Source organism: Serratia proteamaculans (assembly GCF_946227095.1).
GTDB lineage: Bacteria > Pseudomonadota > Gammaproteobacteria > Enterobacterales > Enterobacteriaceae > Serratia > Serratia proteamaculans_E.
Genome location: NZ_CAMISV010000002.1, coordinates 130,499 through 154,990 on the forward strand (window position 1 = coordinate 130,499; position 24,492 = coordinate 154,990).

Annotated in this window: 21 protein-coding genes; 10 read left to right on the forward strand and 11 right to left on the reverse strand. The window is 55.7% G+C overall.

What is annotated here, in order from left to right; all coding sequences use genetic code 11:
• Positions 1 to 12 precede the first annotated feature (12 nt).
• Together OC597_RS04320 and OC597_RS04325 are read right to left on the reverse strand one after the other, a co-directional pair.
• Positions 13 to 1,155, reverse strand: coding sequence for a BamA/TamA family outer membrane protein (locus OC597_RS04320; RefSeq protein WP_262207684.1), 1,143 nt, complete (start codon positions 1,153 to 1,155; stop codon positions 13 to 15).
• Positions 1,152 to 2,765: a mechanosensitive ion channel family protein gene (locus OC597_RS04325; RefSeq protein ID WP_262207686.1), complete on the reverse strand. Its 1,614-nt coding sequence runs from the start codon at positions 2,763 to 2,765 to the stop codon at positions 1,152 to 1,154. Before OC597_RS04325 ends, OC597_RS04320 begins: the two co-directional genes overlap by 4 nt.
• A 501-nt stretch (positions 2,766 to 3,266) precedes the next feature.
• Between OC597_RS04325 and OC597_RS04330 the strand changes: the two genes are divergently transcribed.
• The 4 genes from OC597_RS04330 (at position 3,267) to pcaC (ending at position 7,691) form a co-directional block, all read left to right on the forward strand.
• Positions 3,267 to 4,622 carry an MFS transporter gene (locus tag OC597_RS04330; protein ID WP_261284663.1) on the forward strand — a complete coding sequence of 452 codons (1,356 nt, stop codon included), beginning with the start codon at positions 3,267 to 3,269 and terminating at the stop codon, positions 4,620 to 4,622.
• A gap of 10 nt (positions 4,623 to 4,632) precedes the next feature.
• The gene (locus OC597_RS04335) at positions 4,633 to 5,811 is read left to right on the forward strand and encodes a 4-hydroxybenzoate 3-monooxygenase (RefSeq protein ID WP_261284662.1); all 1,179 of its coding nucleotides are present in this window, start codon (positions 4,633 to 4,635) and stop codon (positions 5,809 to 5,811) included.
• Positions 5,812 to 5,944: 133 nt separating this feature from the next.
• Positions 5,945 to 7,309: a 3-carboxy-cis,cis-muconate cycloisomerase gene (locus OC597_RS04340; protein WP_262207688.1), complete on the forward strand. Its 1,365-nt coding sequence runs from the start codon at positions 5,945 to 5,947 to the stop codon at positions 7,307 to 7,309.
• Entirely contained in the window at positions 7,302 to 7,691 is a 390-nt protein-coding gene (pcaC, locus tag OC597_RS04345; protein ID WP_262207690.1) for a 4-carboxymuconolactone decarboxylase, read from the forward strand. The genes OC597_RS04340 and pcaC overlap by 8 nt, the downstream gene beginning before the upstream one ends.
• Here pcaC and OC597_RS04350 read toward each other — a convergent pair.
• The 3 genes from OC597_RS04350 to pcaH form a co-directional block, all read right to left on the reverse strand.
• Complete coding sequence (locus tag OC597_RS04350; RefSeq protein ID WP_262207692.1) at positions 7,688 to 8,623, reverse strand: LysR substrate-binding domain-containing protein; 936 nt, start codon at positions 8,621 to 8,623, stop codon at positions 7,688 to 7,690. The genes pcaC and OC597_RS04350 overlap by 4 nt on opposite strands.
• Before the next feature lie 97 nt (positions 8,624 to 8,720).
• Complete coding sequence (gene pcaG / locus OC597_RS04355) at positions 8,721 to 9,344, reverse strand: protocatechuate 3,4-dioxygenase subunit alpha (protein ID WP_261285166.1); 624 nt, start codon at positions 9,342 to 9,344, stop codon at positions 8,721 to 8,723.
• Complete coding sequence (pcaH, locus tag OC597_RS04360) at positions 9,344 to 10,072, reverse strand: protocatechuate 3,4-dioxygenase subunit beta (protein ID WP_261284657.1); 729 nt, start codon at positions 10,070 to 10,072, stop codon at positions 9,344 to 9,346. The genes pcaG and pcaH overlap by 1 nt, the downstream gene beginning before the upstream one ends.
• A gap of 375 nt (positions 10,073 to 10,447) precedes the next feature.
• Between pcaH and OC597_RS04365 the strand changes: the two genes are divergently transcribed.
• Positions 10,448 to 10,648, forward strand: coding sequence for a hypothetical protein (locus OC597_RS04365; protein WP_261254095.1), 201 nt, complete (start codon positions 10,448 to 10,450; stop codon positions 10,646 to 10,648).
• A gap of 28 nt (positions 10,649 to 10,676) precedes the next feature.
• On the opposite strand, the gene OC597_RS04370 is transcribed toward OC597_RS04365, so the two are convergent.
• The 4 genes from OC597_RS04370 to OC597_RS04385 form a co-directional block, all read right to left on the reverse strand.
• Positions 10,677 to 12,113 carry a 6-phospho-beta-glucosidase gene (locus OC597_RS04370; RefSeq protein ID WP_262207694.1) on the reverse strand — a complete coding sequence of 479 codons (1,437 nt, stop codon included), beginning with the start codon at positions 12,111 to 12,113 and terminating at the stop codon, positions 10,677 to 10,679.
• Positions 12,114 to 12,236: 123 nt separating this feature from the next.
• Positions 12,237 to 12,971 carry a MurR/RpiR family transcriptional regulator gene (locus OC597_RS04375; RefSeq protein WP_262207696.1) on the reverse strand — a complete coding sequence of 245 codons (735 nt, stop codon included), beginning with the start codon at positions 12,969 to 12,971 and terminating at the stop codon, positions 12,237 to 12,239.
• A gap of 88 nt (positions 12,972 to 13,059) precedes the next feature.
• Positions 13,060 to 14,367 carry an MFS transporter gene (locus OC597_RS04380; RefSeq protein WP_262207698.1) on the reverse strand — a complete coding sequence of 436 codons (1,308 nt, stop codon included), beginning with the start codon at positions 14,365 to 14,367 and terminating at the stop codon, positions 13,060 to 13,062.
• Positions 14,368 to 14,457: 90 nt separating this feature from the next.
• Positions 14,458 to 15,408 (reverse strand): 2-hydroxyacid dehydrogenase, encoded by a 951-nt coding sequence (locus tag OC597_RS04385; protein WP_262207700.1) that lies wholly within the window; start codon positions 15,406 to 15,408, stop codon positions 14,458 to 14,460.
• Positions 15,409 to 15,833: 425 nt separating this feature from the next.
• Between OC597_RS04385 and OC597_RS04390 the strand changes: the two genes are divergently transcribed.
• The 3 genes from OC597_RS04390 to OC597_RS04400 are packed head-to-tail and all read left to right on the forward strand — an operon-like array spanning position 15,834 to position 19,881.
• Positions 15,834 to 16,307, forward strand: a complete 474-nt coding sequence (locus OC597_RS04390) for a (2Fe-2S)-binding protein (protein WP_099063015.1) — start codon at positions 15,834 to 15,836, stop codon at positions 16,305 to 16,307.
• Positions 16,304 to 18,583 (forward strand): xanthine dehydrogenase family protein molybdopterin-binding subunit, encoded by a 2,280-nt coding sequence (locus tag OC597_RS04395; RefSeq protein WP_262207702.1) that lies wholly within the window; start codon positions 16,304 to 16,306, stop codon positions 18,581 to 18,583. Before OC597_RS04390 ends, OC597_RS04395 begins: the two co-directional genes overlap by 4 nt.
• Entirely contained in the window at positions 18,583 to 19,881 is a 1,299-nt protein-coding gene (locus OC597_RS04400) for a c-type cytochrome (RefSeq protein ID WP_262207703.1), read from the forward strand. The genes OC597_RS04395 and OC597_RS04400 overlap by 1 nt, the downstream gene beginning before the upstream one ends.
• A gap of 261 nt (positions 19,882 to 20,142) precedes the next feature.
• Here OC597_RS04400 and OC597_RS04405 read toward each other — a convergent pair whose 3' ends face one another.
• On the reverse strand, positions 20,143 to 21,048 hold the full coding sequence (locus OC597_RS04405) for a DMT family transporter (protein WP_262207705.1): 906 nt from the start codon (positions 21,046 to 21,048) through the stop codon (positions 20,143 to 20,145).
• A 129-nt stretch (positions 21,049 to 21,177) separates the two neighbouring features.
• On the opposite strand from OC597_RS04405, the gene OC597_RS04410 reads away from it, so the two are divergent.
• On the forward strand, positions 21,178 to 21,747 hold the full coding sequence (locus OC597_RS04410) for a helix-turn-helix domain-containing protein (protein ID WP_261254146.1): 570 nt from the start codon (positions 21,178 to 21,180) through the stop codon (positions 21,745 to 21,747).
• Between the two features lie 32 nt (positions 21,748 to 21,779).
• On the opposite strand, the gene OC597_RS04415 is transcribed toward OC597_RS04410, so the two are convergent.
• On the reverse strand, positions 21,780 to 22,343 hold the full coding sequence (locus OC597_RS04415) for a GNAT family N-acetyltransferase (protein ID WP_262207707.1): 564 nt from the start codon (positions 22,341 to 22,343) through the stop codon (positions 21,780 to 21,782).
• A gap of 197 nt (positions 22,344 to 22,540) precedes the next feature.
• Here OC597_RS04415 and OC597_RS04420 point away from each other — a divergent pair, with 197 nt between their 5' ends.
• A complete protein-coding gene (locus OC597_RS04420; RefSeq protein ID WP_261284643.1) occupies positions 22,541 to 24,481 on the forward strand; it encodes a DUF3857 domain-containing protein in 1,941 nt (646 codons plus the stop codon).
• The last annotated feature ends 11 nt before the right edge of the window (positions 24,482 to 24,492 follow it).

A 24,492-nucleotide genomic window follows, 5' to 3' on the forward strand; every position in this document is an offset into this window, starting at 1 on the left:
GTTTCAACCGGCTTAAAGCCCAGAGCCGACATTGAAATAGAGCGCCTGATCGCTGTTGCTGAAGGCGACATCGATCCCGGTATGCAATCCAAATTTTCGCGCTATCAGGTAGCGGAATCCGCCGCCCCAGGCCACTTCAGTCTTATCGAACAACGTTTGGCTATCACGACTGGCGCTGCCGGCCCCGACAAACCCTTGCACTACCCAACGCGGTGTCACCTGCCACTCTAATTGGGTTTGTCCCACCGCGACGTAATCCCCCTGATAGCGATAGCTCGGGATGCCACGGAGTTTGATATAGGGACGCGCCATCGGGGGTAAATGGCTTTGGTGATCCGACAGTGACTGGTAGTTACCGGCGAGCGCCAGGGTGAAGTTTCGGCCAAGCGGATGGAAGTATTTTCCGTCCAGGGTCAGCGTGTCATAGCGGTAATCGCCGCCCAAGAAGCCGGTGTAAAACTGATATTCAGCGGAGGCCGATAGCCCATGGCGCGGGTAGAAAAGGTTGTCCGTGGTGTCATATTCCATCACCAGGCCCAGTCCGGAGCTGGTACTGGAACCCCCCAGCACCTGTTGTAGTGCCTGGCTGATAAAAGGTTTATCAGCAGAGATTTGGGTATTGGCGTAAAACTGCGAACCGCCGACAAAGAAGGGCGTTTCGGCAAGACGGAACAACAGTTTCTGTGTTCCGCCATAGCCTTTCGTTTGGGTACTGACCCCATGACCGCCGCCGAAACCGGCAATGTCGCCAGTGTAAATATCCAGATTGATATCCGCGTAGCCTACGGCCACAAGATAGCGAATGGCATCGTTATTCCAGGTGTGTCGATGCCCGCCACCGACAAACCAGGTGCCATTTTGCGTAGCCCCGCCGCCAAAGGCGCTGATTGCGGGTGGCGCGCTGCGCCTGCCTGAGCGAGGCATTTCATTGGGCTGACCGGTGTCATGCAGAAAAAGCCCAAACAGGCCACCGCCATACCCCACGGCCGGTTCGGTGATCACCACCGGCACCGGCAGAAAACCGTAGCGGCTATCGCTCATGTACTCGCCCATATCCAGCATGCCGTCTTCCGCGTCAATCAGTCCTGCCGCCTGAACGGCAGCGGGAAAGGCTAACCCGGGAACCAGCGCCAGCAGGACACCCAATTTTGTCATGGCTGTTGACCCGGTCGCACCGCCGGGGCGGTATACCAATTTTCCTGGGTGACCATCACGGCATTTTCGGGCTGAAGTACGAAGTTCGGCGACATGATCTGGACGTTAAATTCATTGAACACGTCCTGAATATGGCTATGTAATTCGCTTTTGACGGTTGCCAGTGATTCGCCTGCAGCGAGCTTGACCTGCAGTTCATAGGCGATGTACCAGTCCATTAAATTGAGCTGGCGAACCAGCGGGGGGACCTGGCTGTCGATGCCCTGGGTTCTTTTGGCCGCCAGTTCCAGCATTGCGTGAACCTGCCGCCATGGGGTGTCGTAGCCAATCGTCACGCTGGTGGTGAGATTCACACCCTCGCCGGGGTTCAGTGCGCTGAGATTGGTAATTTTCCCACTGACCACTACCGCATTGGGGACGGTGACAACATAGTTCTCGCGGGTGAGGATTTTGGTGGCCAGCATTCCGACTTCGCTGACCAGCCCTTCGTTGTCACCTATCCTGATAAAGTCGCCTTTACGTAATGCGCGCGAATAAGTCAGTACCAATCCACTCATGGCATGATTCATTAATCCCGCGGAGCCGAGCGTTAACATCAAACCAAAGAAAACACTGACGCCTTTAAAGGCCAAAGAGTCGGCACCCGGTAAGAAAGGATAGGCGGCCGACAAGGCGAATAACCAGACCATCACCGAAATCAGTTTACGTGTGGCGCCAACCGTTTCGGGATGTAATCCCGGTACGACCAGTCTTCCGCTCTCGACGCGTTTTAACAGCACCTTGAGCAGTTTGAGAATAAAACCCGTCAGCAAAAAGATAATGGCGACAATCACCAGCCCAGGGAAGGCGGAAACAATGGATAGGGTGACTTTCTGTATAACGCTGATAGACCAGTCACCCAGAGACTCGCCCCAAACACGTGTCCACGGGAATAACCGGAAGAGCCAGCTCAGCCAGATATAAAAGGCGCTAATACTCAGCAAGATCATTAGCAGGGCGTACAGGCGGGATTCAAAAGCCCCGAGCAGCACGCGCCAGCTTTGTGGGATCCACCCCCGCTTGAGCGCTATTCTGGCAGCATAAAACTTTTTAACCCGCTGCCAGGATTTGAACGCGGCGTAAAATACCACCGCCAGTGCCAGGGTTCCGGCTGCGCTCTTCGCTACCGCGATGACCAAATAAGCAGAAGAATACTGTTCTATCAGCGCCGTGCGCTGGGCATTGATTCTCGCCAGCACTTTGAGGGAGGCCTGATCCAGCGTCAGGTCATCGCCATCATCCAGGTCTCCCTGGGTTAATAACATAAAGGGCTTGCCATTAATGGTAAACAGCCGCCCCTGCTGGTTATAGCGTTTTATTACATGTACCTGTACCGGCTGGCGTATGTCTTCTTCGGTGAGAGCGCGCAGGGTATTACGGATCCGCAGAACACGTTCTTCTGGGGTGGTAAAGCCGAACTTTGCCTGCAGCATGACAATGGGCTGATGAAATATATAAAGCGTGCGGGCCTTTTCCTGATCGGTGGCGAGTTGGCGTGGCTCAGCGCCAAAGCACAGGGATGAAATCAGAAATAACAGACAGCAAACAACGCCATTCACTCTTTTGCTCATGGTTACCTGCCCAGTCAGTAATCTATTTTTATTATTTTGTTATTCGCTTTCTTCCGTTTCAGCTTAGTCCAGTCGCATGCGCTTTCAAGTTGTTCAATCGAACCCGATTTCCGGGTTAATCAATCAAAATTGCCGCCTGGAATAAGGCAGCGCCGGGGCGTCGGGGCGTGGTAAGGGGAACCGGCATTTTTTCCCTGTTAAATAAGCGCCGAAATAGTTTCATCAATGTTAAATGGCTCACAGAATGCCCACCTTGCCGAAAGGAAGAAAATAAACCATCAGGCTGATAATAAAGTCTTTGTTGTAAATCAGGCTTTTTCGCGTTCGGTTATCGCACGCTAATTAATTTAACAATATTGAAACTTATTGTGGGTGGTGTTTTGATGAATAGGCGATTAACGAACCAAGTTTCGATAATCGCACAACTAGCGGCTTTGCCAGGGGGAACGCCTGGCTGTTTTCGCCGGGTTTATTTCACCAGGCCAACCCAGGAAGCGCTCTATGTCTCAGCCAAACACCCTAGAAATTCAGTCGTTTATTAATGAGAACCCCTTTTCCCGTTACCAGTGGATGATCCTGATACTGTGCTTTCTCACCGTGGCGCTGGACGGTTTCGACACCGCTATTATCGGTTTTATCGCCACCTCGCTGGTGCAAGACTGGGGGATAGAGAAGACCTCGCTGGGGCCGGTGATGAGTGCGGCCCTGGTCGGGTTAGCCGTGGGGGCACTCACCGCCGGACCGCTGGCGGACCGCATTGGCCGCAAAAAGGTGCTGGTGCTGTCGCTGTTCCTGTTTGGTGGTTTCAGCCTGTTGACGGCTTTTGCTACCACGCTGCCGATGCTGACGTTGCTGCGTTTTTTAACCGGTCTGGGGCTGGGCGCGGCGATGCCGAATGCGGCCACCTTGATGTCGGAATATGCACCGGAACGTAAGCGAGCACTGCTGGTGAACCTGATGTTCTGTGGCTTTCCGCTTGGGTCGTCGATGGGCGGCTTCGTTTCCGCCTGGCTGATCCCACACTTCGGTTGGCAGAGCGTCATGGTGCTGGGGGGCGTGATGCCGCTGCTGCTGGCGGTAGTGCTGATTGTCGCACTGCCGGAATCGGCCCGTTTTATGGTGGTGCGGGGTTACCCGGCGCAGCGTATTGCTGCGGTGCTCAAACGTATTGCGCCGCTCAAGTTAATCGAACCGCTGCGCTTTAGCCTGTCTGAGGCCGGCCAAGTTAAAGCCAAATCGGCGCTGGGGGTGATTTTCTCCCCGCGTTATCTGCTGGGTACCCTGATGCTGTGCCTGACCTATTTCATGGGGCTGATGATCTTCTATCTGTTGACCAGTTGGTTGCCATTGTTGATCCGTGAAACCGGTGCTTCCATTCGCCAGGCGTCGTTGATTACCGCGCTATTTCCTCTGGGTGGCGGTATTGGCGTGCTGATCATCGGTTGGCTGATGGACCGGATGAATCCGCACAAGGTGGTGGCGGTGGGCTATCTGTTAACCGGCTTGTTCGTCTGCGCCATTGGCTACGTTTACACCGACCCGATACTGATGGCGGTGACGGTGTTTATCGCCGGTACCTGCATGAACGGTGCACAGTCTTCCATGCCGGCGTTGGCCGCCGGGTTCTATCCAACCCAGGGACGAGCGACGGGTGTCGCCTGGATGCTGGGACTTGGGCGTTTCGGCGGCATCCTGGGCGCGATGAGCGGCGGGGTGCTGATGCAAATGCAGCTGTCGTTCAGCACCATTTTCACCCTGTTGGCGATCCCGGCGCTGGTGGCCGCGCTGGCGCTGATAGTCAAACACCTTTCTGCCAAGGCGACGGCACTGTCCGGTTCGCTCAACAAAGCCCTATAAGGAGATAACCATGCGTACACAGATCGCGATTATTGGTGCCGGCCCGGCCGGATTGATGCTGTCGCACCTGCTGCATCTGCAGGGCATTGAGTCGGTGGTATTGGAAACGCGCAGCCAGCAGGCGGTGGAGTCCACTATTCGCGCCGGGGTGCTTGAGCAGGGAACGGTCGATTTACTCAATCAAACCGGATTGGGTGAACGCATGCGCAAAGAAGGGGCACAACACCATGGCATCCGGCTGGCGTTCGGCGGCCAACAGCACCGGATCGATCTGACCGAACTGACTGACCGGGCGATCACGGTTTATGCCCAGCACGAGGTGCTGAAAGATCTGATTGCCGCGCGGCAGGCGGTAAAGGGCCAGCTCTATTTCGAGGTGGAACAGGTGGAACTGAAGGAATTGGACGGCGAACGACCGCAGGTACATTACCGTCTTGACGGCGAATCGCAGCGACTGGATTGTGATTTTGTCATTGGCTGTGATGGTTTCCACGGTATCAGTCGGGCGGCGATGCCCGGTGGGCTGCGCCAGGACTATACACGGGTCTATCCCTTTGGCTGGTTCGGTATTCTGGTGGAGGCACCGCCGTCCAGCGATGAGCTGATCTATGCCCGTCACCCGCGGGGTTTTGCGCTGATCAGCACCCGTTCTCCAGGCATTCAGCGCATGTATTTCCAGTGCGACCCGACGGAAAACGTCGACCAATGGTCGGACGATCGTATCTGGAATGAACTGGAGAGCCGGGTAGAAAATCACGACGGTTGGTCGCTGAAGAAGGGCCGTATATTCCAGAAAAACGTGGTTGGGATGCGCAGTTTTGTCACCGAACCCATGCGCTGTAAACGCCTGCTGCTGGCGGGTGACTCGGCGCATATTGTGCCGCCAACCGGGGCCAAGGGGTTGAATCTGGCGATGGCGGATGTCTGTCTGTTGTCTCAGGCGTTGGAGGCGTTTTACCGTCACAAAAGCTGGCGGCGGCTGGACAGCTACAGTGATGACGCGCTGCAACGTGTCTGGCGTGCGGAGCATTTCTCCTGGTGGATGACCAATATGCTGCATACCCATCATGACGACAGCGCATTCCAGCAACGGTTGCAGTTATCGGAGCTGCAATACACCGTGAAGTCGCGCAGCGCCATGACGGTGCTGGCGGAAAACTATGTCGGCTCACCCTTTCAGATGATGTAACCCGGCCGGTATCACAAAAACCAATAAATTCGTCCAATGTTTCGATAATCGCCCAAATCAGCGGTTATCGTTCTTGACGCTGCCAACTGCGTCGCGCCATCATCGGGAAATTAGCCCTTTGCCCGGAGGATATATGGAGTTACTGACACCGCTGCTGCGGTCTTCGGCGGTGAGCCCGTGCTTTAGCGATGCCGCTACCCTGCAGGGGATGCTGGATTTCGAAGCGGCGCTGGCCACGGCGCAGGCTGGGCTTGGCATCATTCCTGCCGAAGCCGGCCAACAGATTGCTGCCGTTTGCCACAGCCATTTGTTCGATGCGCTGAGCCTGGCTCAGGCTGCGGCGCAGGCTGGTAATCTGGCGATCCCGCTGGTGAAACAGCTAACCAGCCGAGTGGCGCAGCAAGATGCCGAGGCTGCACGCTACGTTCACTGGGGCGCAACCAGTCAGGATGCCATCGACACCGGGTTGATGCTGCAACTGCGGCAGGCGCTCACCTTGACGCAGAACGACCTGGATTGGCTGATCGCGGCGCTGGTACAACAAATTACACGTAATCAGGACTCTGTGTTGGTCGGCCGTACCTGGATGCAGCACGCACTGCCCACCACGCTGGGGCTAAAGCTGGCCGGTACGCTGGATGCCTTGCTGCGCTACCGGCAGCGGCTGGATGAAATGCGGCCGCGCGTATTGGCACTGCAGCTAGGCGGTGCCGCCGGTACCCTGGCATCGCTGGGCGAACAGGGAGAGGCACTGGTGACCGCGCTGGCAGCCAGGTTGCAACTGACGGCGGCAGATACTCCCTGGCACAGTCAGCGCGATCGCCTGCTGGAGATTGCCGGTTGGTATGCCGGATTAAGCGGCACGCTGGGCAAACTGGCACGCGATATCTCTTTGCTGACGCAAACCGAAGTGGCAGAGGTGGCTGAACCGGTCGCGGCTGGGCGCGGTGGCTCTTCGACCATGCCGCACAAGCGTAATCCGGTGGCCTGTGCGGTGATCCTCGCGGCGGCCAATCGGGTGCCCGCGTTGGTCGGCGGGCTGTATGCCGCTATGGTGCAGGAGCACGAGCGCGGTCTGGGCGGTTGGCACGCCGAGTGGGAAAGCCTGCCAGAATTGGTGATGTTGACGGCGGGGGCCTTGCACACGGCCGGTGATCTGATTGACGGGCTGCAGGTGTTTCCGCAACAGATGGAATATAACCTGAAGTTAACACACGGCTTGATCATGGCGGAGGCGGTGACCATGGCATTGGGCGAAGCTATTGGCCGCCAGCAGGCCCATCAGCATATCGAAAAACAGTGCCATCTGGCGCTGACGCAGCAGCTCACTCTGTCTGGGGTGTTGCTGGACGATCCGCTGGTTATGGCACATTTATCTGGCCAGCAGCTTTCCAACCTGTTGGATCCCCAGCAGTACCTCGGTAGTGCCCAAACCTTTACCCGGCGGGTACTGGAACAGGCCACGGCAGCCATTTCAGGAGCAAAACAATATGAATGATGAACAACGTTATCAGCGGGGGATTGAGGTACGCAGGGCGGTACTGGGGGACAGCCATGTGGACCGTAGCCTCAGTCAACTCACTCCGTTAAACGAAGAGTTCCAGGACTTTATCAGCCGCTATGCCTGGGGGGAGATCTGGACCCGACCGGGGCTGGCACGCCATACCCGCAGTCTGATCACCATTGCGATGTTGATCGCCCTTAACCGCGAAGCCGAGCTGCGTATGCACTTGAAGGCGGCAGTGAACAATGGCGTGACTCGCGAGGAAATTAAAGAAGTGCTGATGCAAAGTGCGCTGTACTGCGGTCTGCCAGCGGCCAACTCAGCGTTTCATCTGGCGGCAGAAGTCTTTGCAGAGCAGGACCGGGAAGCCGGCTAAGCGGAACGTGCCGCGCCCGCGATACCCCGAACCGTGGCGATAAACGCCAGCACCGCCTCAGTCAACTCACCGTCGTTGCGGGTCAGAATACCTACCGCTTCCTCCATACCCTGGGTCGGCAGCGGTAGCGGGATCAGTTGCCCGGCGGCGATATCGGTTTTTACCGCGCTGGATGGCACAAACCACACATAATCAAACTGCAGCGTCATTTGGCGTGCCAGCGAGGCCGACAGCGTTTCAATATACTGGCCGGGTAGGCTGAAACCCTGGGTCGACAGCAGATTCTCGGTATTATGGCGCGGCACCGTGCCCTTTGGCGAAATAATGGCCGGATAATGCAGTGCGTGCTCCAGAGTGATGGTTTCGCTTAACAGCGGATGCCCTGGGCGCGTCACCATCAGCAGAGACTCCAGCAGCAACAGTTCGAAAGCCAACCCGCTCATCATTTCCGGATCGGCCATGCGGCCTATCGCGACGTCAATCTCTCCTGCCTTGAGCTGTGCCAGCAACTCGGTATTTTTACCGGTAACCACCTGAATGCGTGAATAAGGGTGGGCCTGCTGATACTGGCCGATGGACTGCGGCAGCATGCCCAGCGCGGTGGTCGGCAGTGCCCCGATACGTAATACCTGCGCCGGGGCATCGTCGAGCCTGTCGAGTGCGTGTCCGGCAGCGGTCAGTGCCTCCAGCACTCGCGTGGCATAACCGAGAAACTGCTCACCTTGTTCGGTCAGCCGGGTTCCCTGGCGGTTACGCACCAGCAGGCGGTTGCCGGTCAAGGCTTCCAGCTCGCTCAGCGTTTTGGACAGTGCCGGTTGGCTCAGACTCAGCTTATCGGCGGCGCGGCTTAGCGACCGTTCCTGCGCCACGGCAACAAAGCCGTTGATGTGGCGTAAGCGCATGCGTTGAATAAATAAATTGGCTTTTTTCATACCTCAGTGTAGGGAGTTTTCCCCGGAGGTAACAAGTGATGGCGGCCGCATATTTGCATTGGCATACAGATTTTTTGCGGCCGCATACTGGCGGAGTTTACAGGTCGAAGAACACCGTTTCGTTTTCGCCCTGGACCACAATGTCAAAGCGATACACTAATTCATCACCCCGGCGTTCTGGCTGGGCAATCAGCGTTTTACGCCGTACTTCCAGCTCGATCAGGTTCAACACCGGATCCTGTTGGTTAGCGGCATTTTCGTCGGCAAAATACAGCCGGGTATGCAAACCAATATTGATGCCGCGTGCGACGATCCACAGGTTAATGTGCGGTGCCATCATCCGGCCGTCACGGCCGCAGACAGCGCCGGGCTTGATGGTTTCAAAGCGGTAGAGGCCGGTTTCAAAATCCGAACAGCTGCGGCCCCAGCCACGAAAGGCATCATCCAGCGGTTTGTGCTGTTGCTGGTCGCCCGGGTGGTTATAGCGGCCGTGGCTGTTGGCCTGCCAGATTTCCAGCAGCACGTCGCGGATCGGGGAGCCGCTGCCGTCGAACACCTGACCTTCCAGGGTAATACGCTGGCCCTGAGTTTCCGGCTGGGTCAGCACCTGGCCGAAGTTATTCTCAAAGATCTCGAAGCCGGCGGCCAGGGGCGCGAGGCCAATGTGTACATAAGGGCCGGCGGTTTGCGACGGCGTTTCCAGAAGATAGTTTTGCGGCATCATGCTTTCCCCTGCAGGCGGTTTTCAAACAAGGTGGCGCGGTGACCGCGTAACACCAGATCGAAACGATAGGCCAGGCTGTCCAGCTGCACCGAGGCGGTTTTGTCCAGACCGGCGATCAGCGTGCGTACCGCATCGTCATTTTTGATCGCGCGCACGATGGGGCAACTGGCAATCAGCGGATCGCCTTCGAAATACATCTGGGTGATCAGCCGCTGGGCGAAGGCGTCGCCGGACAGCGAAAAGTGAATATGGGCGGGGCGCCAGTCATTAACCCGGTTGCGCCAGGGATAAGGGCCGGGTTTGATGGTGCGGAAGAAGTAATAGCCGTTGTCGTCGGTTAATACCCGGCCGCAGCCGCCGAAGTTGGGGTCTATCGGTGCCAGATACTGGTCTTTTTTATGGCGATAGCGCCCACCGGCGTTGGCTTGCCACACCTCGACCAGCGCATTGCGCATCGGCAGGCCGTTTTCATCGCGAACGTAGCCGTGCACGATAATCCGCTCGCCGATCGGCAAGCCTTGTTTGGCGTAGTTAAGGATCAGGTCGTTATCCAGTGTGCCGAGTTCATGTTGGCCAAATACCGGGCCGGTGATTTCGGACAGTGAATTTTGCAGCGAGATCAGCGCATTTTTCGGTGAGCGCAGCACGCTGGTTTTGTATTCCGGTACCAGCACCGGCGGATGCCGATCATAGTTACGTTGGTAGAGTTCATCTATCTGGCTCATGCGGAAATCCTCATGGCGTAGGCAGGGTGCAGAGGGCTGATCTGTTTTGATTTAATGTCAGCACGAAGGGGAAAATCGCTTTCCCTCACCTGAGTCTCGCAAGACAGAGTGTTACGATAAAGTGAAATTTAGCGGTGTTTTGCATAACCTTAGGTTATGTAATAAGGGGGGAGGTTTGAGTCTGGTGTTGGCGACGGAGTAAAAAAGGGAGGCAGTCGAGTCTTGCCAGTGACAACCGGGGTTTTATTTATTCGTTTGACATTCTGTTGGCATCTGTCGATATTCAAATGGCATAAATAAAAATTATTATTGGTTATTTAAATAACACGGAGGTGTAATTCCAGTCTGTTAATTTCATTGTTAAATGAGACTATTATGAAAAATATAACAAAAGATAGCGTAAATTACGCCTGGACTATGTTTACTGTTATGTGTACAGCTAAATATATAGACACACTGAATGGTTTTGACGGATTTATTTCGATCATTGCTATGGGTTTTATTTCCTTGTTGGTGGGTGTCGCTATTGTTTTTATTGATCGTATACGAGCATCAAAAAAAGAAGAGCCACAGTGACGTGGCTCCCAATGGGGTGTTTGGCGGATTAAAGCTGTTCGCCGTTGCTGGCGATCACGCGGCGGTACCAGTCGAAGCTCTTTTTGCGGGAGCGCTCAAGGGTGCCGGTGCCATCGTCGTGTTTATCGACGTAGATAAAGCCGTAGCGCTTGCCGTATTCACCGGTAGTGAAGGAAACGCAATCGATGCAGCCCCATGGGGTGTAACCGATCAGATCCACGCCGTCTTCGATCACCGCTTTTTTCATCTGTTCGATATGCGCACTCAGGTAGTCGATACGGTAGTCATCGCTGATTTGACCGTCAGCCTCGACCTTATCGAAAGCGCCAAAGCCGTTCTCAACGATAAATAGCGGCTTCTGGTAACGCTCGTACAGCACATTCAGTGAATAACGCAGCCCAACCGGGTCAATCTGCCAGCCCCAGTCGGAGGCTTTAACATGTGGGTTTGGCACGTTGCCGGGGAAGCCGAACATCGGGTCACTGCTGCTCACCGCATCGGCCTGCAGGGCGTTACTCATGTAGTAGCTGAAACCGATGTAATCCGCGCAGCCTTCACGCAGGGTTTGCTCATCCTGCGGCTGCATTTCAATCTGCAAGCCCTTGCGTTGCCAGTCGCGCAGCAGGTAAGACGGGTAGTAACCGCGCACCTGGACGTCGGTGTAGAGATAACGCTGGTGCATGGCTTCGACGCTGTACATCACGTCATCCGGCTTACAGGAGAACGGGTAGAAGGGCACGCAGGCCAGCATGCAACCGATTTTGAACTCCGGGTTAATCTGGTGACCCAGTTTCACCACCTGGGCGCTGGCAACGAACTGATGATGCAGCACCTGATACAGCGTCTGTTCCGGGTTCTGTTCTTCGCTGTACACCACACCGGAGCAGCAGTAGCCGAACAGCGGATATTGATAGTTGCTCTGGTTGTTGATCTCGTTAAAGGTCATCCAGTATTTAACTTTATGCTGATAGCGGCGCAGCACCACTTCGCTGAAACGCACGAAGAAATCGACCACCTGACGGTTTTTCCAGCCGCCATACTCTTTCACCAGGTGATAGGGCATTTCGAAGTGCGACAGGGTGATCACCGGCTGGATATTGTATTTCAGCAGTTCATCAAACAGATCGTCGTAGAATTGCAGACCGGCTTCATTTGGCTCCAGCTCATCACCTTTAGGGAAGATGCGGGTCCAGGCGATCGAGGTACGGAAGCATTTGAAGCCCATCTCGGCGAACAGCGCGATATCCTGTTTGTAACGGCCGTAGAAATCAACGGCTTCATGGTTAGGGTAGCGATAGCCTTCCAGTACGCCATCGGTCATTACGCGATCCACGCCGTGCGCGCCACCTGACAGCACGTCAGCAATGCTTGGGCCTTTGCCGCCCTGATCCCAACCGCCTTCAACCTGGTGCGCGGCAACCGCGCCACCCCACAGAAAATCTTTCGGTAACTGTTGCTGTTTCATCGTTGGTTTCTCATTCGCTTATTAATGAAAGGTTCTGAGAATATACTAGCAAGCTGGGATTGAATGTCACGATATAACAAAATACCGATTTGGTAATTTGTCACATTAAAAAAACATGCTGTTTTATTTTCTGGCGTTAATATGGCCCAGCCGCTTGCCAATAGTTTCAATAATGTAAATGACCGGGATCTGGGTGGTGATATTATGTTGCCCGGCAATTAACTGCGGGGGAACGTGATAGGAGAGGTTGAAGTCCGCCATACGTGCCAGCGACGAGGTTTCGTTGTTGGTGATGCTGACGATCTTACAGTGGTGCAGGCTGAACTGGCTGGCGAGGCGCAGGATCTCTTCGGTCTCACCGGAGACGGAAAGCATAATTGCTACCGCGCTTTTATACATGTCGCTATTGATCGGATAATAAGGATCATCAATATGGGTGCTGAATTTCCCCACGTTGGAAAAGAAACGCGCACCATATTTCCCCAATGCCCCTGAGGTACTTACCCCGACAAAAATAATGCGTTCGGCGGCGGCAATATGCTGCACCGCCTGGTCAATCAGCTGATTAAACTCGTCATTATTGATGCTTTTAAAGAAGTTGATGATTTCGCTGGTACCGAAGTCTACCGGCGGCGCCTCAGTTTGCTCAAGATGCAGTTTAAAGCGGATACGGAATTCGGAATAACCTTCGCAACCCATTTTCTTGCAGAAACGCAGCACGGTAGTGGTGGACACCCCGGCGGCCTCGGCCAGTTCGCGGATGGTCATATACATCACCGGGTTGTTGTTTTTGATGACGTAGTTATAAACCATCAACTCCAGCGCATTGAGTTCGGCAATTGCTTTATGGGTAAACATAGACCTATCCGGCGAGTAACAACAGACCTTAATCAGCGGGCTAACATAGCAAATTTTGCCGTAGCCCGCTCGTGGTTTTCGTTGTTATTCAGGCACGTTTGGCCTTATCCAGCAGCACGTCATGCGCCGGTTCGCTGCCGGTCAGGTCGCATTCCTTCGGCAAGCGCCAGGCGATGATACCGGCGATGATCAGCGAGACCGCCAATGCGCAAACCGCGACGTTCTGACCGTACAGGTAGATCATCACGCCCACCAGATAGGGGCCACAGAAACCGCCCAGATTGCCGAGGCCGTTAATCACGCCGCGTGCGCCACCGGCCACTTCCGCCGAGGCGATACGCCCTGGCATCGACCAGAATGGGCTGGTCGCCGCCTTCAGGAAGAAGCCACAAACCACCAAGGCGATATAGGCCGCCACCACGTTATGGCGCAACACCACCGATGCCAACAGCGCGGCGGCAAAGCAGAACAGGGAGACCATCACCCACAGCCGACGCTTGCCGGTTTTGTCGGTCAGCACCGATATCAGGTAAATCCCCAGCAGGGTCGCGACGAACGGCAATATCGCCAGGAAGCCAACCGAGGCCATATTGCCACCGGTCAGATTTTTCAAAATGGTCGGCAGCCACAGGGTGTAGCCATAGTCACCGGTCTGGTAGAAGAAGTTCAGCAGTACCAGTTTCATCAGCCCCTTATTGCGGAACACGTCCTTCAACGGTGCGTTGCTGACCGGCTGGCTTCTGCTGCGGGCCTGGCGTTCACGCGTCAGTTCTGTTATCAGATATTCGCGCTCACGGGCCGGCAGCCAGCGCGCCTCCTGCGGACGGTCGCTGATCAACAGCCACCAAACGGCCAACACCACCAGTGACAGCAAACCTTCGAGGATAAACAGCCAGCGCCAGTCGAGCTGGTTAATGATGGCACCCGAAATGGGGGCGGTAAGCATGCCACCCAGCGGGGCGAACATCATGACGAAGGCGTTGGCACGGCCCAGTTCTTTTTCCGGGAACCAATTGCTGATCATGGTCAGTACCACCGGCAACATGCCGCCTTCGGAAATGCCTAATACAAAACGTAACACCAGCAGTTGGTAGTGGTTGGTGACAAAGCCGGTGGCCACCGAAACCACCGCCCAGGCACAGAGTGACCAGGCGATAAAGCGTTTGCCGCTGCCGTTAACCGCAATGCGGCCGCCGGGAACCTGCAAAAACAGATAACCGATAAAGAAGATGCCTCTGGCCAAACCCGCCATCTGGCTGGTAATGCCCAAATCACTTTCCATACCACCGGGCAAGGCAAAACTGATATTAACCCGGTCCATAAAGGAAATAATGCAGGCGATCAGGATCGGGGCAATGACCCGCAGCCAGCGGGTGTTGGGTATTTTATTATCCATGGCGATCTCTCTTTACAGGACGCAGGGAGAACCTCCAGAACGGGAGGTTCTGTTATTCGGTGGTAATAAAATCGAATTAAAGCGGGTTAATTATTCAATGGCGTGGGGCAGCGGCGTCTGGTTGAAAAAGGCTTCAACGTTGGTGAAGACGATATCGCTCATTTTTTGCCGGGTTTCCTGGGTGGCGCTGGCGATATGCGGTTGCAGCACCACGTTATCCATCGCGATCAGTTCGGCAGGCACCTGCGGCTCCTGGGCGTAAACGTCCAGCCCGGCGCCGGCGATGTCACCGTTTTGCAGCGCGGCAATCAGATCCGTTTGGTTGACGATGCTGCCACGGGCGATGTTGATCACCAGTGCGTGCGACGGCAGCGCGTCAAACACGGCCTTGTCAACCAAACCGGCGCTGTCCTTTCCGCCGGAAATAGCAATCACAAAAAAATCGCTTTCCCGCGCCAGTGCCAGCAGATCCGGGTAATAGGCATAGGGCAGTGTTTCGTCCTGGCGGTGGCTGGCGTATTGAATGTGCATGTTGAAGCCGGCGGCGCGCTGGGCAATGGCACGGCCGATGTTACCCATGCCAAAAATCCCCAGACGCTTACCGCTGACCTGCACCGACAGGCCAGGTGCCTCTTGCAGCCAGCGGCCTTCACGGACAAAACGGTCGTTGTGACAGAGCTGACGAGCGGTGGCCAGCAGCAGCCCCAGCGCCATATCTGCCACGTCATCGGTCAATGCGCCGGAAGTGATGGTGACGGCAATGCCACGCTGACGGGTGTACTCCAGGTCTATCGCGTCGGTGCCTACGCCGAACACCGCAATCAGCCCCAACTGAGGTAATTGCTCGAGAACCGGCGTGGCGACGCCGATATCGCCACGGGTAACGATCGCGTGAAAGTCAGCTCCCTTGGCGGCGAGAAACGCCACCGGGTCCGTCTGTTCATACAGCCGGTGCACCACAAAGGCCGCCTCAAGGCGGGTCTGCAGGTTTTCCATCACGGGGGCAATTAACAGCACTTCATTGAGCGTTGGGGTCGTCATGGTTTCACCTGTCAAAAAATAGTTGCTTCGATAGGACTATCAAAGCGTTTTTCCGCAGGCGGTTTTGCGACAGATATCACGCTGAAGGATGTTAAAAAAAGGTGTTACCGGTAATGTGAGCAGTGGGGTAAAAGCGGTAACAGTCAGTCGTAACATGCGAGAGAGAGTGGCACACAGTATCGCTTCGTTTAGCCCTATTTAGTCGCCGACAAACGGTTGTTTTTCATACTTCACTGCCGCGTTCGCCAAGAATATTATGAATATCTATAAGAAATTTATAATAAATACCCACTTTTCGGTAAAGCAATTCACGCTACATCACCTTAACATTGCTAAGTCTTTTAATGATTATAATTAGCATGCTGTGAATCATTCACTGCAGTGATATTACGGAGAAATCCGTTTGGTTAAGGATATATTTCACCATGGAAATTAAAATAAACGGCCGGATGGTCGCACTCGATGACGTCTCGCCCGAGACGCCTTTACTCTACGTGTTACGCAATGATCTTGGCCTCAACGGCCCCAAATATGGCTGTGGTCTGGGGGAGTGCGGTGCCTGTACGGTGTTGATCGACGGCGTTGCCGCTCGTTCCTGTTCTATCCCACTGAGCGGTGCCATCAATAAATCTGTTACCACGCTGGAAGGCCTAAGCGAAGCGGGGCAACTGCACCCGGTTCAACAGGGCTTTATCGATGAGCAGGCCGCGCAGTGCGGTTATTGCACCAACGGTATGATCATGACGCTGGTTGCGCTATTTGAGCGCAATCCGCAGGCCGATGAACAACAAATTAAAAATGAACTGGCCTATAACCTGTGCCGCTGCGGCACCCATATTGAGATCTTGCGGGCCGCCGCCAAAGCCCGACAACTGCTGGCCGAAAGGGGGCAGTCATGAGCCGCCTGGAACTCACCCGACGTCGCCTGTTACAGGCAGGAGGGCTGGTGATGGTCAGCAGTCTGCTGCCCGTTTCACTCAATGCCCTGGCCGATACGCCTGCCGCCGTGGGCGACCTGCCGCTGGATCGCGTGGACAGTTTTATTGGCCTGACCGCAGATGGCCAGGTCACTGCCTTTAATGGCCATGTGGATCTCGGTACCGGTATTCGCACGGCGTTGGCACAAATTGTTGCCGATGAAATCAGCGTGTCCTTTGACCATGTCACGGTCATTCTGGGGGATACCCAGCGCACGCCGGATCAGGGGCCGACCATCGCCAGTGCCACTATTCAGGTAACCTCAATTCCGCTGCGTCAGGCGGCGGCACAGGTACGCCAGTTGTTGCTGGGGCTGGCCGCACGCGCCTTCGCGTTGCCGGTGGACAGACTGCGGGCCGAAAATGGCCGGGTGTTTGCGGTGGACAAACCCCACGTCAGCCTGAGCTATGGCGACCTGGCCAACGGACAGAACTTACAGGTTGCACTGGATAAAACGGTCAAGCTGAAAAGCGTGGCAGACAGCCGCTACGTCGGCAAAGCCGTGCCGCGGGTGGATATCCCGGCCAAGGTCACCGGTCAATTGACCTACGTGCACGATCTGCGGCTGCCGGGCATGTTACACGGCAGAGTGGTGCGCCCGCCTTATACCGGTGCGGACAGCAGTGCTCCCCTGGGCAGTGGGCTGCTGTCGGTGGACCGGGCTTCTATCTCTCATCTGCCGGGCATCGTGAAACTGGTGGTGATTAACGATTTTATCGGCATCGTTGCCGAGCGCGAAGAGCAGGCGATCGCAGCCATGCGGCAATTGAAGACGGTGTGGCGTCCCTGGAGCGGGCTACCGGATCTTTCGGTGCAGGGATTGCAGGCGGCGCTGGCGGATAACCCGAAAAGCGATCGCGTGCTGCGCGATGATGCGGGCGTCGATGCTGCTCTGGCTTCGCTGCACACCGAGGTCAATGCCGATTACGTCTGGCCTTATCATCAGCATGCCTCCATTGGCCCTTCCTGTGCGGTGGCCGATGTCAGCAGTGAACATGCAGAAATCTGGTCGGGCACGCAAAACCCTCATGACCTGCGTAAAGATATCGCCCATTTGCTCGACAGGCAGCCTGAGCAGGTGCATATCAATCGCATGGAGGCCTCCGGTTGTTATGGCCGCAACTGTGCCGATGACGTGTCGGCAGATGCCGCGCTGTTATCGCAGGCCACCGGCAAACCGGTCAGAGTGCAGTTGATGCGTGAGCAAGAGTCGGGTTGGGAACCCAAGGGCACCGGGCAGTTGATGCGGGTGCGCGGTGGGTTGGATCAACACCGGCAGGTGGCGGCCTACGAGCTGAAAACCAGCTATCCCTCCAATAACGCCGTGACATTGTCACTGGTGTTGACCGGTAAGGTGGCCAATAGAGCCGATGTGCAGCAGATGGGCGACAGAACCGCCATCCCTCAGTACGAATATCCGAATATGCGGGTGATTTGTCAGGATGCTGCGCCGATCGTACGGGCTTCGTGGATGCGCGGGGTTTCGGCGTTGCCCAATGTGTTTGCCCACGAATCGTGGATTGATGAGCTGGCGTGGCACGCCGGGCAGGATCCGATCGCCTTCCGTCTGCAATATCTGAAAGACCCGCGCGCCGTGGCGTTAATCAATGCCTTAAAAAAACAGGCAGGATGGCAGGATGGCCCGGCGCATCGCAACCCGGCAACGGGCGAACAAGCATGGGTAAGTGGCCGTGGCTTTGCCTATGCCCGTTATTTTCACAGCAAATTCCCGGGGTTCGGCGCGGCCTGGGCAGCCTGGGTGTGTGACCTTAGCGTTAACCGCCACAGCGGCCAGATCAAACTCGACAAAATCTTCGTTACCCATGACTGCGGACGCATCATCAACCCGGCCGGGGTGCGTCATCAGGTGCACGGCAATATCCTTCAATCCGCCAGTCGGGTGCTGAAGGAGTTTGTCACCTTTGATGCGTCAGCGGTGACGTCATTGGACTGGGGCGGCTATCCAATTCTGCGGTTTGATGAGTTGCCGCAGGTAGATGTGCAACTGCTGGACTACCCGGATGAGCCGTCGATGGGCGCAGGGGAATCGGCCTCGGTGCCGAGTGCGGCAGCGATCGCCAATGCATTATTCGACGCGCTGGGTGTACGACTGCGGGAAGTGCCCTTCACCCCTGAACAGGTGCTGAAGGCGTTAAAACAGCAGGCTTCCGCCAACGCAGAAAGGGATAAGTCATAATGGGCAAGTTAAAGAAAGTCGCCGGATGGGGCAGTCTGGCGGTCATCGCCGTTGTGGTCGCCGGTGTGATTGTCAGTTGGCAGCCGGAAATTGCGCCACGCGATGCGAACGAGACCCACGCTTTTAGTCAGCAACAGATCGCCCGTGGCAAAATGCTGGCCGACCTCGGCGATTGTTCGGTCTGCCATACCCGGCCGGGCGGTAAACGCAATACCGGCGGACTGGCGATGGAGATCCCGTTCGGCACCATCTATACCACCAACATTACGCCGGATAACGAAACCGGCATTGGCAAATGGTCCTATGCCGCCTTTGAACGGGCGATGCGTCATGGGGTGGATCGCGAAGGGCACTATCTCTACCCGGCCTTCCCCTATACCGCCTTTACCCGCACCAGTGACGAAGATCTGCAGGCGTTGTACGCCTATCTGATGTCGCAGCCAGCAGTGAGCTACCAGCCGCCGGTCACCGCGCTGAGTTTTCCGTTTAACATTCGCCAGGGCATAGTGACCTGGAACTGGCTGTTCCTGACGCCGGGTGCGATGAAAACGGATCCTGAGCAAAGTGCCGAGTGGAACCGGGGAGCTTATCTGACTGAAGGTCTTGGGCATTGCAGCGCCTGTCACTCACCGCGCAATCTGATGTTTGGCGAAAAAGGCGGCACTGCGCATTTGACCGGCGGCGTGGCTGAAGCCTGGACGGCACCGTCACTCACCGGCAGTTCTTTGGCTCCGCTGGACTGGTCCCGGCAGGATTTGCTCAGCTTTATGCGCAGCGGGTATTCGGCCAATCATGGTGTCGCAGCAGGGCCGATGGCGCCAGTGATCGAAGAGGGGCTTTCACGCCTGCCGGAGCAGGACTTGCAGGCCATCGCCACCTATCTTCGCAGTTATCACCCGGAACAACCCAAGGTCGCAGAGGCTCAACGGTTGAATGACTGGGCCGAATTAAAGACCGAGCCGTTAACCACCGAGGGGGCACGTATTTTCTCCGGGGCCTGCATGGCTTGCCATGCTCAGGAGAAGGGCGCGCAAATGGCCGGGGTCCGGCCTTCGCTGGCGCTAAACACCAATCTGTTTGTCGACACGCCGGACAACGCCATTCGGGTGGTACTGGACGGTATTCAGCAACCGGCCAATATCAATCTGGGTTATATGCCGGCATTCCGTCATAACCTGAATGATGGGCAGATAGCGGCGTTGCTTAACTACCTGCGGCAAAATTATGCGGGGAAAGCACCGTGGCCCGATCTACAAGAGCAGGTCAGTCATATACGCAGCGAGACTGAGGACAGGTAGGGGTTTTAAAATTGGTGGGGGCCAATATAGGCCCCCGATTTAGTTAATCACGCACAGCTCATTCCAGTAACTGAAACGGACGCGCTGTTTCAGCCGGTTATTCCACAGATAAAGCGTCATCGTTGATTCCTCCGCCGTGTCTGACTCAATAAATAACAGCTATTGTCGGCCAGGGCGAATACCTTAATTTGCTGAGCTTTTGATATTTTCGGGATAACCTTGCCGCAGGTGTATCAGTAATCAAGACCATCTTTACGGCATTTAGATCCCGTCCGCCGGATGGGGCGTTTTCTTCGCACGCATCAACCGCCAGCCAAAGTTCATACCCGCCGCAGCCAGCAAGATGGCGGCAGCACCCAGCAGCTGCAGCAGGCTCAGGCGGTGACCGAACACCTTCCAGTCGACAATAATCGCCACCAACGGATAGATGAAGGACAAGGCACCCACCAGGCTGGTAGGGATTTTCTGGATCGCGCTGTACAGCAGTGAGGACATTAACCCGGTATGCACCAGACCCAGGGTCGCCAGCAGCAACCAGGCATTGGCCGTTGACGGCAGAGAGCCCAGACCGGCGAAGGGGGCCAACAGTACCGCGCCAACGGAGAGCTGGATCAACACAATCAGATGCGGCGGCACTGCTTTCAGTTGTTTGACGATCGCCGCCGCTAGCGCATACATAAAGGCGGCGCCCAGCGCCAGTAATATGCCGGTGAAGTAATGAGAACTGGCGTCGCCAGCATTTTGTTTGCCGGTGATGATCAACAACATGCCGGCAAAGGCCAATAACAGCCAACCAAGCTTGGTCGCCGTCAGTTTTTCACCAAAAAACAGCACCCCCAGCCCGACCAACATAAAGGGCTGAACGTGGTAGGTGACCGTAGCCACGGCGATAGAGGCGTAGGAATAGGCAGCGAACAGCAGCGTCCAGTTCAACACCAGCGCTATGCCACCCAGCACCGCTATCGCGGCCTGTCGTCGGGTCAGCAGGCCTTTTTTCAGCAGGCCGAGCAGGGCACAAACCACCAACATCGCCAGCGCACCAAACGCACAGCGCCAGAAAACCACCGTGGTGGCCGGTTGCCCCAGCATCACTACCGGCCACCCCACGGTGCCGGAAATGACCATGGCGAGGGTCATCTGCATGACGCCACTGGTTTTTACCTGCATATCCCTTCTCCCTGATGGTGCTCAGCGCTTGCCGACTGAAGCGGTTACCATTAAAATGAACAACTGAACATTATGATGAACAGCTCGCAAGCGTTCGTCAAGTCGAACAAATGGATGGTATGGTGAACAATGAGCGATGACATCTGCAATAACGCCACGCCGATCGGCCTGCTTTCGACCGCCATTCGCCGGGAACGCGAGCGGTTGGGGCTATCGGTTACCGAACTGGCCCGACGGGCCGGGATAGCCAAATCGACGCTTTCACAGCTGGAAACCGGCAGCGGCAACCCTAGTCTGGAAACGCTGTGGGCGTTGGCGATGGCGCTGGACGTACCGGTCAGCCGGTTAATTTCCCAGCCGCGCCAGCACGTTCAGGTGATCCGCGCTAACGAAGGAGTCACTACCGTTTCCGAACAGGCCAATTACGCCGCCACCTTATTGGCGACGTGTCCGCCGGGAGCCCAGCGCGATATTTACCGTCTGAGCGTTCAACCGGGCGAAACGCGCATCTCGCGGCCGCATATGCCGGGGACCATTGAGCACGTGATTATCAGCAGTGGCAGGGCGCTAGTGGGACCGAAAGACCAGGCGGTAGAGTTGAGTCCGGGGGATTACATCAGTTACTCCGCCGATCGGGAGCATATCTTCGAAGCCCTGGCAGCGGATACCACGGCGGTGATGCTGATAGAGCAAGGCTAGCTCAATCCCTCTCCTTTGGGAGAGGGACAGTTTCAGGAACATGATGGTTCTGTGTAGAAGGTCATTTTTTCGTAATGGTCGTTAAGCAGACTCACCTCGGCCGTGACGTTAAACCCCAGCGTTTGGTACATTCTGCCCAGATAGGCTTTGTTCTTGTCAGCCAGCAAGCCTACCTTTTGAAACCCCTGTTTTCTGGCTTCAAGAGTGACCTGTTTAACCAGCTGCTTGGCGATCCCCTTTCCCCGGCACTCCGGCAGCACTGCCAGTGAGTCAATGTAGATTTCATCGGGATCAGATTCATTTTCCATTTCCATTTCAAGTGGACGTTCCGAGATGGACTGGAAACTGGACTCATCTTCGCCCCGGAAGTAGAGGATGCAGCCAAGGATCTGGCGGTTGCTGCGTGCCACAAAGATATTCTTGTAGCTGAAATAGATATCCTCACGACCGAAGTTTATTTCATACTGACGCAGAGCATTATCAATATCATCTTTACCGGAAAGAGCCAGTACCGCATCTTTATCGGCCAGGGATATCAGCCTTACAATTTCTGCGGCATCCGTTTTTTTCGCTTTCTCGATAATGATACTTTCCATCAATAGCCTTCCTTTTAAAACGTGGCCTTTGTCATTTTGAAACTTTCTGCCCCGGATGATACATCGGATCCTGTCAGGCGAATCAGTATTTTATTGGTAATGTTTCTCATTTATACTGGCGTACCTGCTTGTTGCGACCGTGGCCTGGCCCTGATTAAGGCCACCGTTATGATTAAATAAACCTTCAAGGATTGAAGATGCAAATCGCTATCTCCTCAATACTGGTGCTCGCCGGCCTGACGGCAGCACAACCTGCCATGCTGCTGGCTGCTGATACCCCTACGACGGCTAGCGCGCAGGAAGCCGCGGTGCGCAATGATTTTAGCTTTGTGCGCTACCGCGCCGATTATCAAGTGCGGGCCAATGCCAGTAATGTGAAAACCGAGAGCTATGAAGTTCTGCTCAAAACCAAAGCCGCCGTCGAAAAGTTCAGCCAAATCCGCCTGAGTTACAGCGAGAAAATGGAAACGCTGGAGGTGATTTCGGCCTATACGCTGACGGCTGATGGCCAGCGCCATGACGTAGCGCCCGATCGTATCTATACCCAGGAAAGTTACTCCAGCGCTTCCGCACCGCTGTATGCCGATCGCAAGGTGCGAGTTATCGTGTTCTCCAACCTGGCTCCGGGGTCTCGCGTGGTGTATGAGCTACGCCGCACGCAAAATACTCCGTATTTCCCGGACTACTTCGGCCTGTGGGAAACTTTCAGCGTATTCGATCAATTTGATGATGCGGAAGTTAACTTGCATGCGCCGGCTGACTTGCCGATGCATGTCTTTACCCGGGGAGTTGAGGGGGGTAATACGCCGCAGGTCCGTGACGGCCAGGCGCATTGGCGCTGGCGTTATCAACGCAGCGACCCGCTGAAAGCACAGAACTGGTCGGCCAACAGTTGGACATTCAGCCCAACCATCATGGCCAGTACCTACCGTGAATGGCCACAGCTGGCCAAAGCCTACCAATTGAAAGCCGGCGAGGCGGCGAAAGTCACCCCGGCGATCCAAACTCTGGCGGATCAAATCACCAGCGGTATCAGCGATCGTCGTGAACAGACGGCGGCTCTCTACCGTTGGGTGGCACAGAATATTCGTTACGTTGCCGTGTATTTGGGTAACGGTGGGCTGGAGCCGAATCCGGCGCAGAGCATCCTTGATAACCATTACGGTGACTGCAAGGATCACGTGGTGCTGCTGGAGGCGCTGTTAGCCGCCAAGGGCATTGACAGTTCGCCGGTGCTGATTGGCATGGATGAAGGGCCGGTTCTGCCGACGGTACCGCTGTTGGGCCGTTTTAACCATGCCATTACCTATGTGCCGGAGTTCAAGCTGTATCTGGATTCCACCAATCCCTGGGCCCGTTTTGGTCAACTGCCGGGGGCCGATCTTGGGGCGCCGGTGTTGCTCACTCGCGAAGCGAAATTGGCGCGTACCCCAGACAATGATGAACTGCGTAATAACACCTCACTCAGCGTGGATTTCGAATTCGATAAGTCGGGCAATATGCGCGGACAAACCGAACGTAATTTGGGGGAAGTGGATGAGATCGACCTGAGAGGGTATTTTTCCCATATCAATCAGCAGAATCAGACGCGGGTTGAAGAAACCATCATGGCCTCTTCCGGCATTGATGGGCGTGGGAAAATTGTGATGCAAGGCGATCCGCTCAATCTCAAAAAGCAGTTTGGTTACAGCTATCGTTTCAAGGCCGAGGACTATGTTGATTTTAGCGTGGTAGGGGGTATGACGGTGCCAACACCGCCCGGCGGTAAGTCTTTCAGAACGCTTTATTCAACCACTTCAGCGCCGACCAACGAGACGCCGTTTTATTGCACCGCACAGCACTATGATGAAACCTATCGCCTGCAATTGCCTGCCGGAGTGCCGATTATCGCCATTCCCAAGAACCAAAAATTCAGCAATGCGGCCGGCCAATACCAGGTGGAATGGCAACTCAAGGGGCAGCAGGTGGTCGTCAACCATCGGTTGCAGATGAATGCCATTCGCGGCAAGGATGCACTTTGCCAGCCACAGGATTATCCGGCATTCCGAGCCCTGTTCCAGCAGGTACGTCGTGGTTTCCGTGGCCAGGTGGTTTACGGCGAATTGTCGAACGCTGCGCTGAATAAAGCCGGCGGATAACCCTGAGCCTG

Excerpts from the sequence above, each read along its gene's own strand:
- OC597_RS04350 (WP_262207692.1), bottom strand. The coding sequence starts at position 8,623 with ATGAAAAAAGCCAATTTATTTATTCAACGCATGCGCTTACGCCACATC.
- OC597_RS04325 (WP_262207686.1), bottom strand. The coding sequence starts at position 2,765 with ATGAGCAAAAGAGTGAATGGCGTTGTTTGCTGTCTGTTATTTCTGATT.
- OC597_RS04405 (WP_262207705.1), bottom strand. The coding sequence starts at position 21,048 with ATGCAGGTAAAAACCAGTGGCGTCATGCAGATGACCCTCGCCATGGTC.
- OC597_RS04415 (WP_262207707.1), bottom strand. The coding sequence starts at position 22,343 with ATGGAAAGTATCATTATCGAGAAAGCGAAAAAAACGGATGCCGCAGAA.
- OC597_RS04390 (WP_099063015.1), top strand. The coding sequence starts at position 15,834 with ATGGAAATTAAAATAAACGGCCGGATGGTCGCACTCGATGACGTCTCG.
- OC597_RS04330 (WP_261284663.1), top strand. The coding sequence starts at position 3,267 with ATGTCTCAGCCAAACACCCTAGAAATTCAGTCGTTTATTAATGAGAAC.
- OC597_RS04385 (WP_262207700.1), bottom strand. The coding sequence starts at position 15,408 with ATGACGACCCCAACGCTCAATGAAGTGCTGTTAATTGCCCCCGTGATG.
- OC597_RS04365 (WP_261254095.1), top strand. The coding sequence starts at position 10,448 with ATGAAAAATATAACAAAAGATAGCGTAAATTACGCCTGGACTATGTTT.
- OC597_RS04375 (WP_262207696.1), bottom strand. The coding sequence starts at position 12,971 with ATGTTTACCCATAAAGCAATTGCCGAACTCAATGCGCTGGAGTTGATG.
- OC597_RS04370 (WP_262207694.1), bottom strand. The coding sequence starts at position 12,113 with ATGAAACAGCAACAGTTACCGAAAGATTTTCTGTGGGGTGGCGCGGTT.
- pcaH (WP_261284657.1), bottom strand. The coding sequence starts at position 10,072 with ATGAGCCAGATAGATGAACTCTACCAACGTAACTATGATCGGCATCCG.
- OC597_RS04410 (WP_261254146.1), top strand. The coding sequence starts at position 21,178 with ATGAGCGATGACATCTGCAATAACGCCACGCCGATCGGCCTGCTTTCG.
- OC597_RS04420 (WP_261284643.1), top strand. The coding sequence starts at position 22,541 with ATGCAAATCGCTATCTCCTCAATACTGGTGCTCGCCGGCCTGACGGCA.
- OC597_RS04320 (WP_262207684.1), bottom strand. The coding sequence starts at position 1,155 with ATGACAAAATTGGGTGTCCTGCTGGCGCTGGTTCCCGGGTTAGCCTTT.
- OC597_RS04395 (WP_262207702.1), top strand. The coding sequence starts at position 16,304 with ATGAGCCGCCTGGAACTCACCCGACGTCGCCTGTTACAGGCAGGAGGG.
- OC597_RS04380 (WP_262207698.1), bottom strand. The coding sequence starts at position 14,367 with ATGGATAATAAAATACCCAACACCCGCTGGCTGCGGGTCATTGCCCCG.
- OC597_RS04335 (WP_261284662.1), top strand. The coding sequence starts at position 4,633 with ATGCGTACACAGATCGCGATTATTGGTGCCGGCCCGGCCGGATTGATG.
- OC597_RS04400 (WP_262207703.1), top strand. The coding sequence starts at position 18,583 with ATGGGCAAGTTAAAGAAAGTCGCCGGATGGGGCAGTCTGGCGGTCATC.
- pcaC (WP_262207690.1), top strand. The coding sequence starts at position 7,302 with ATGAATGATGAACAACGTTATCAGCGGGGGATTGAGGTACGCAGGGCG.
- pcaG (WP_261285166.1), bottom strand. The coding sequence starts at position 9,344 with ATGCCGCAAAACTATCTTCTGGAAACGCCGTCGCAAACCGCCGGCCCT.
- OC597_RS04340 (WP_262207688.1), top strand. The coding sequence starts at position 5,945 with ATGGAGTTACTGACACCGCTGCTGCGGTCTTCGGCGGTGAGCCCGTGC.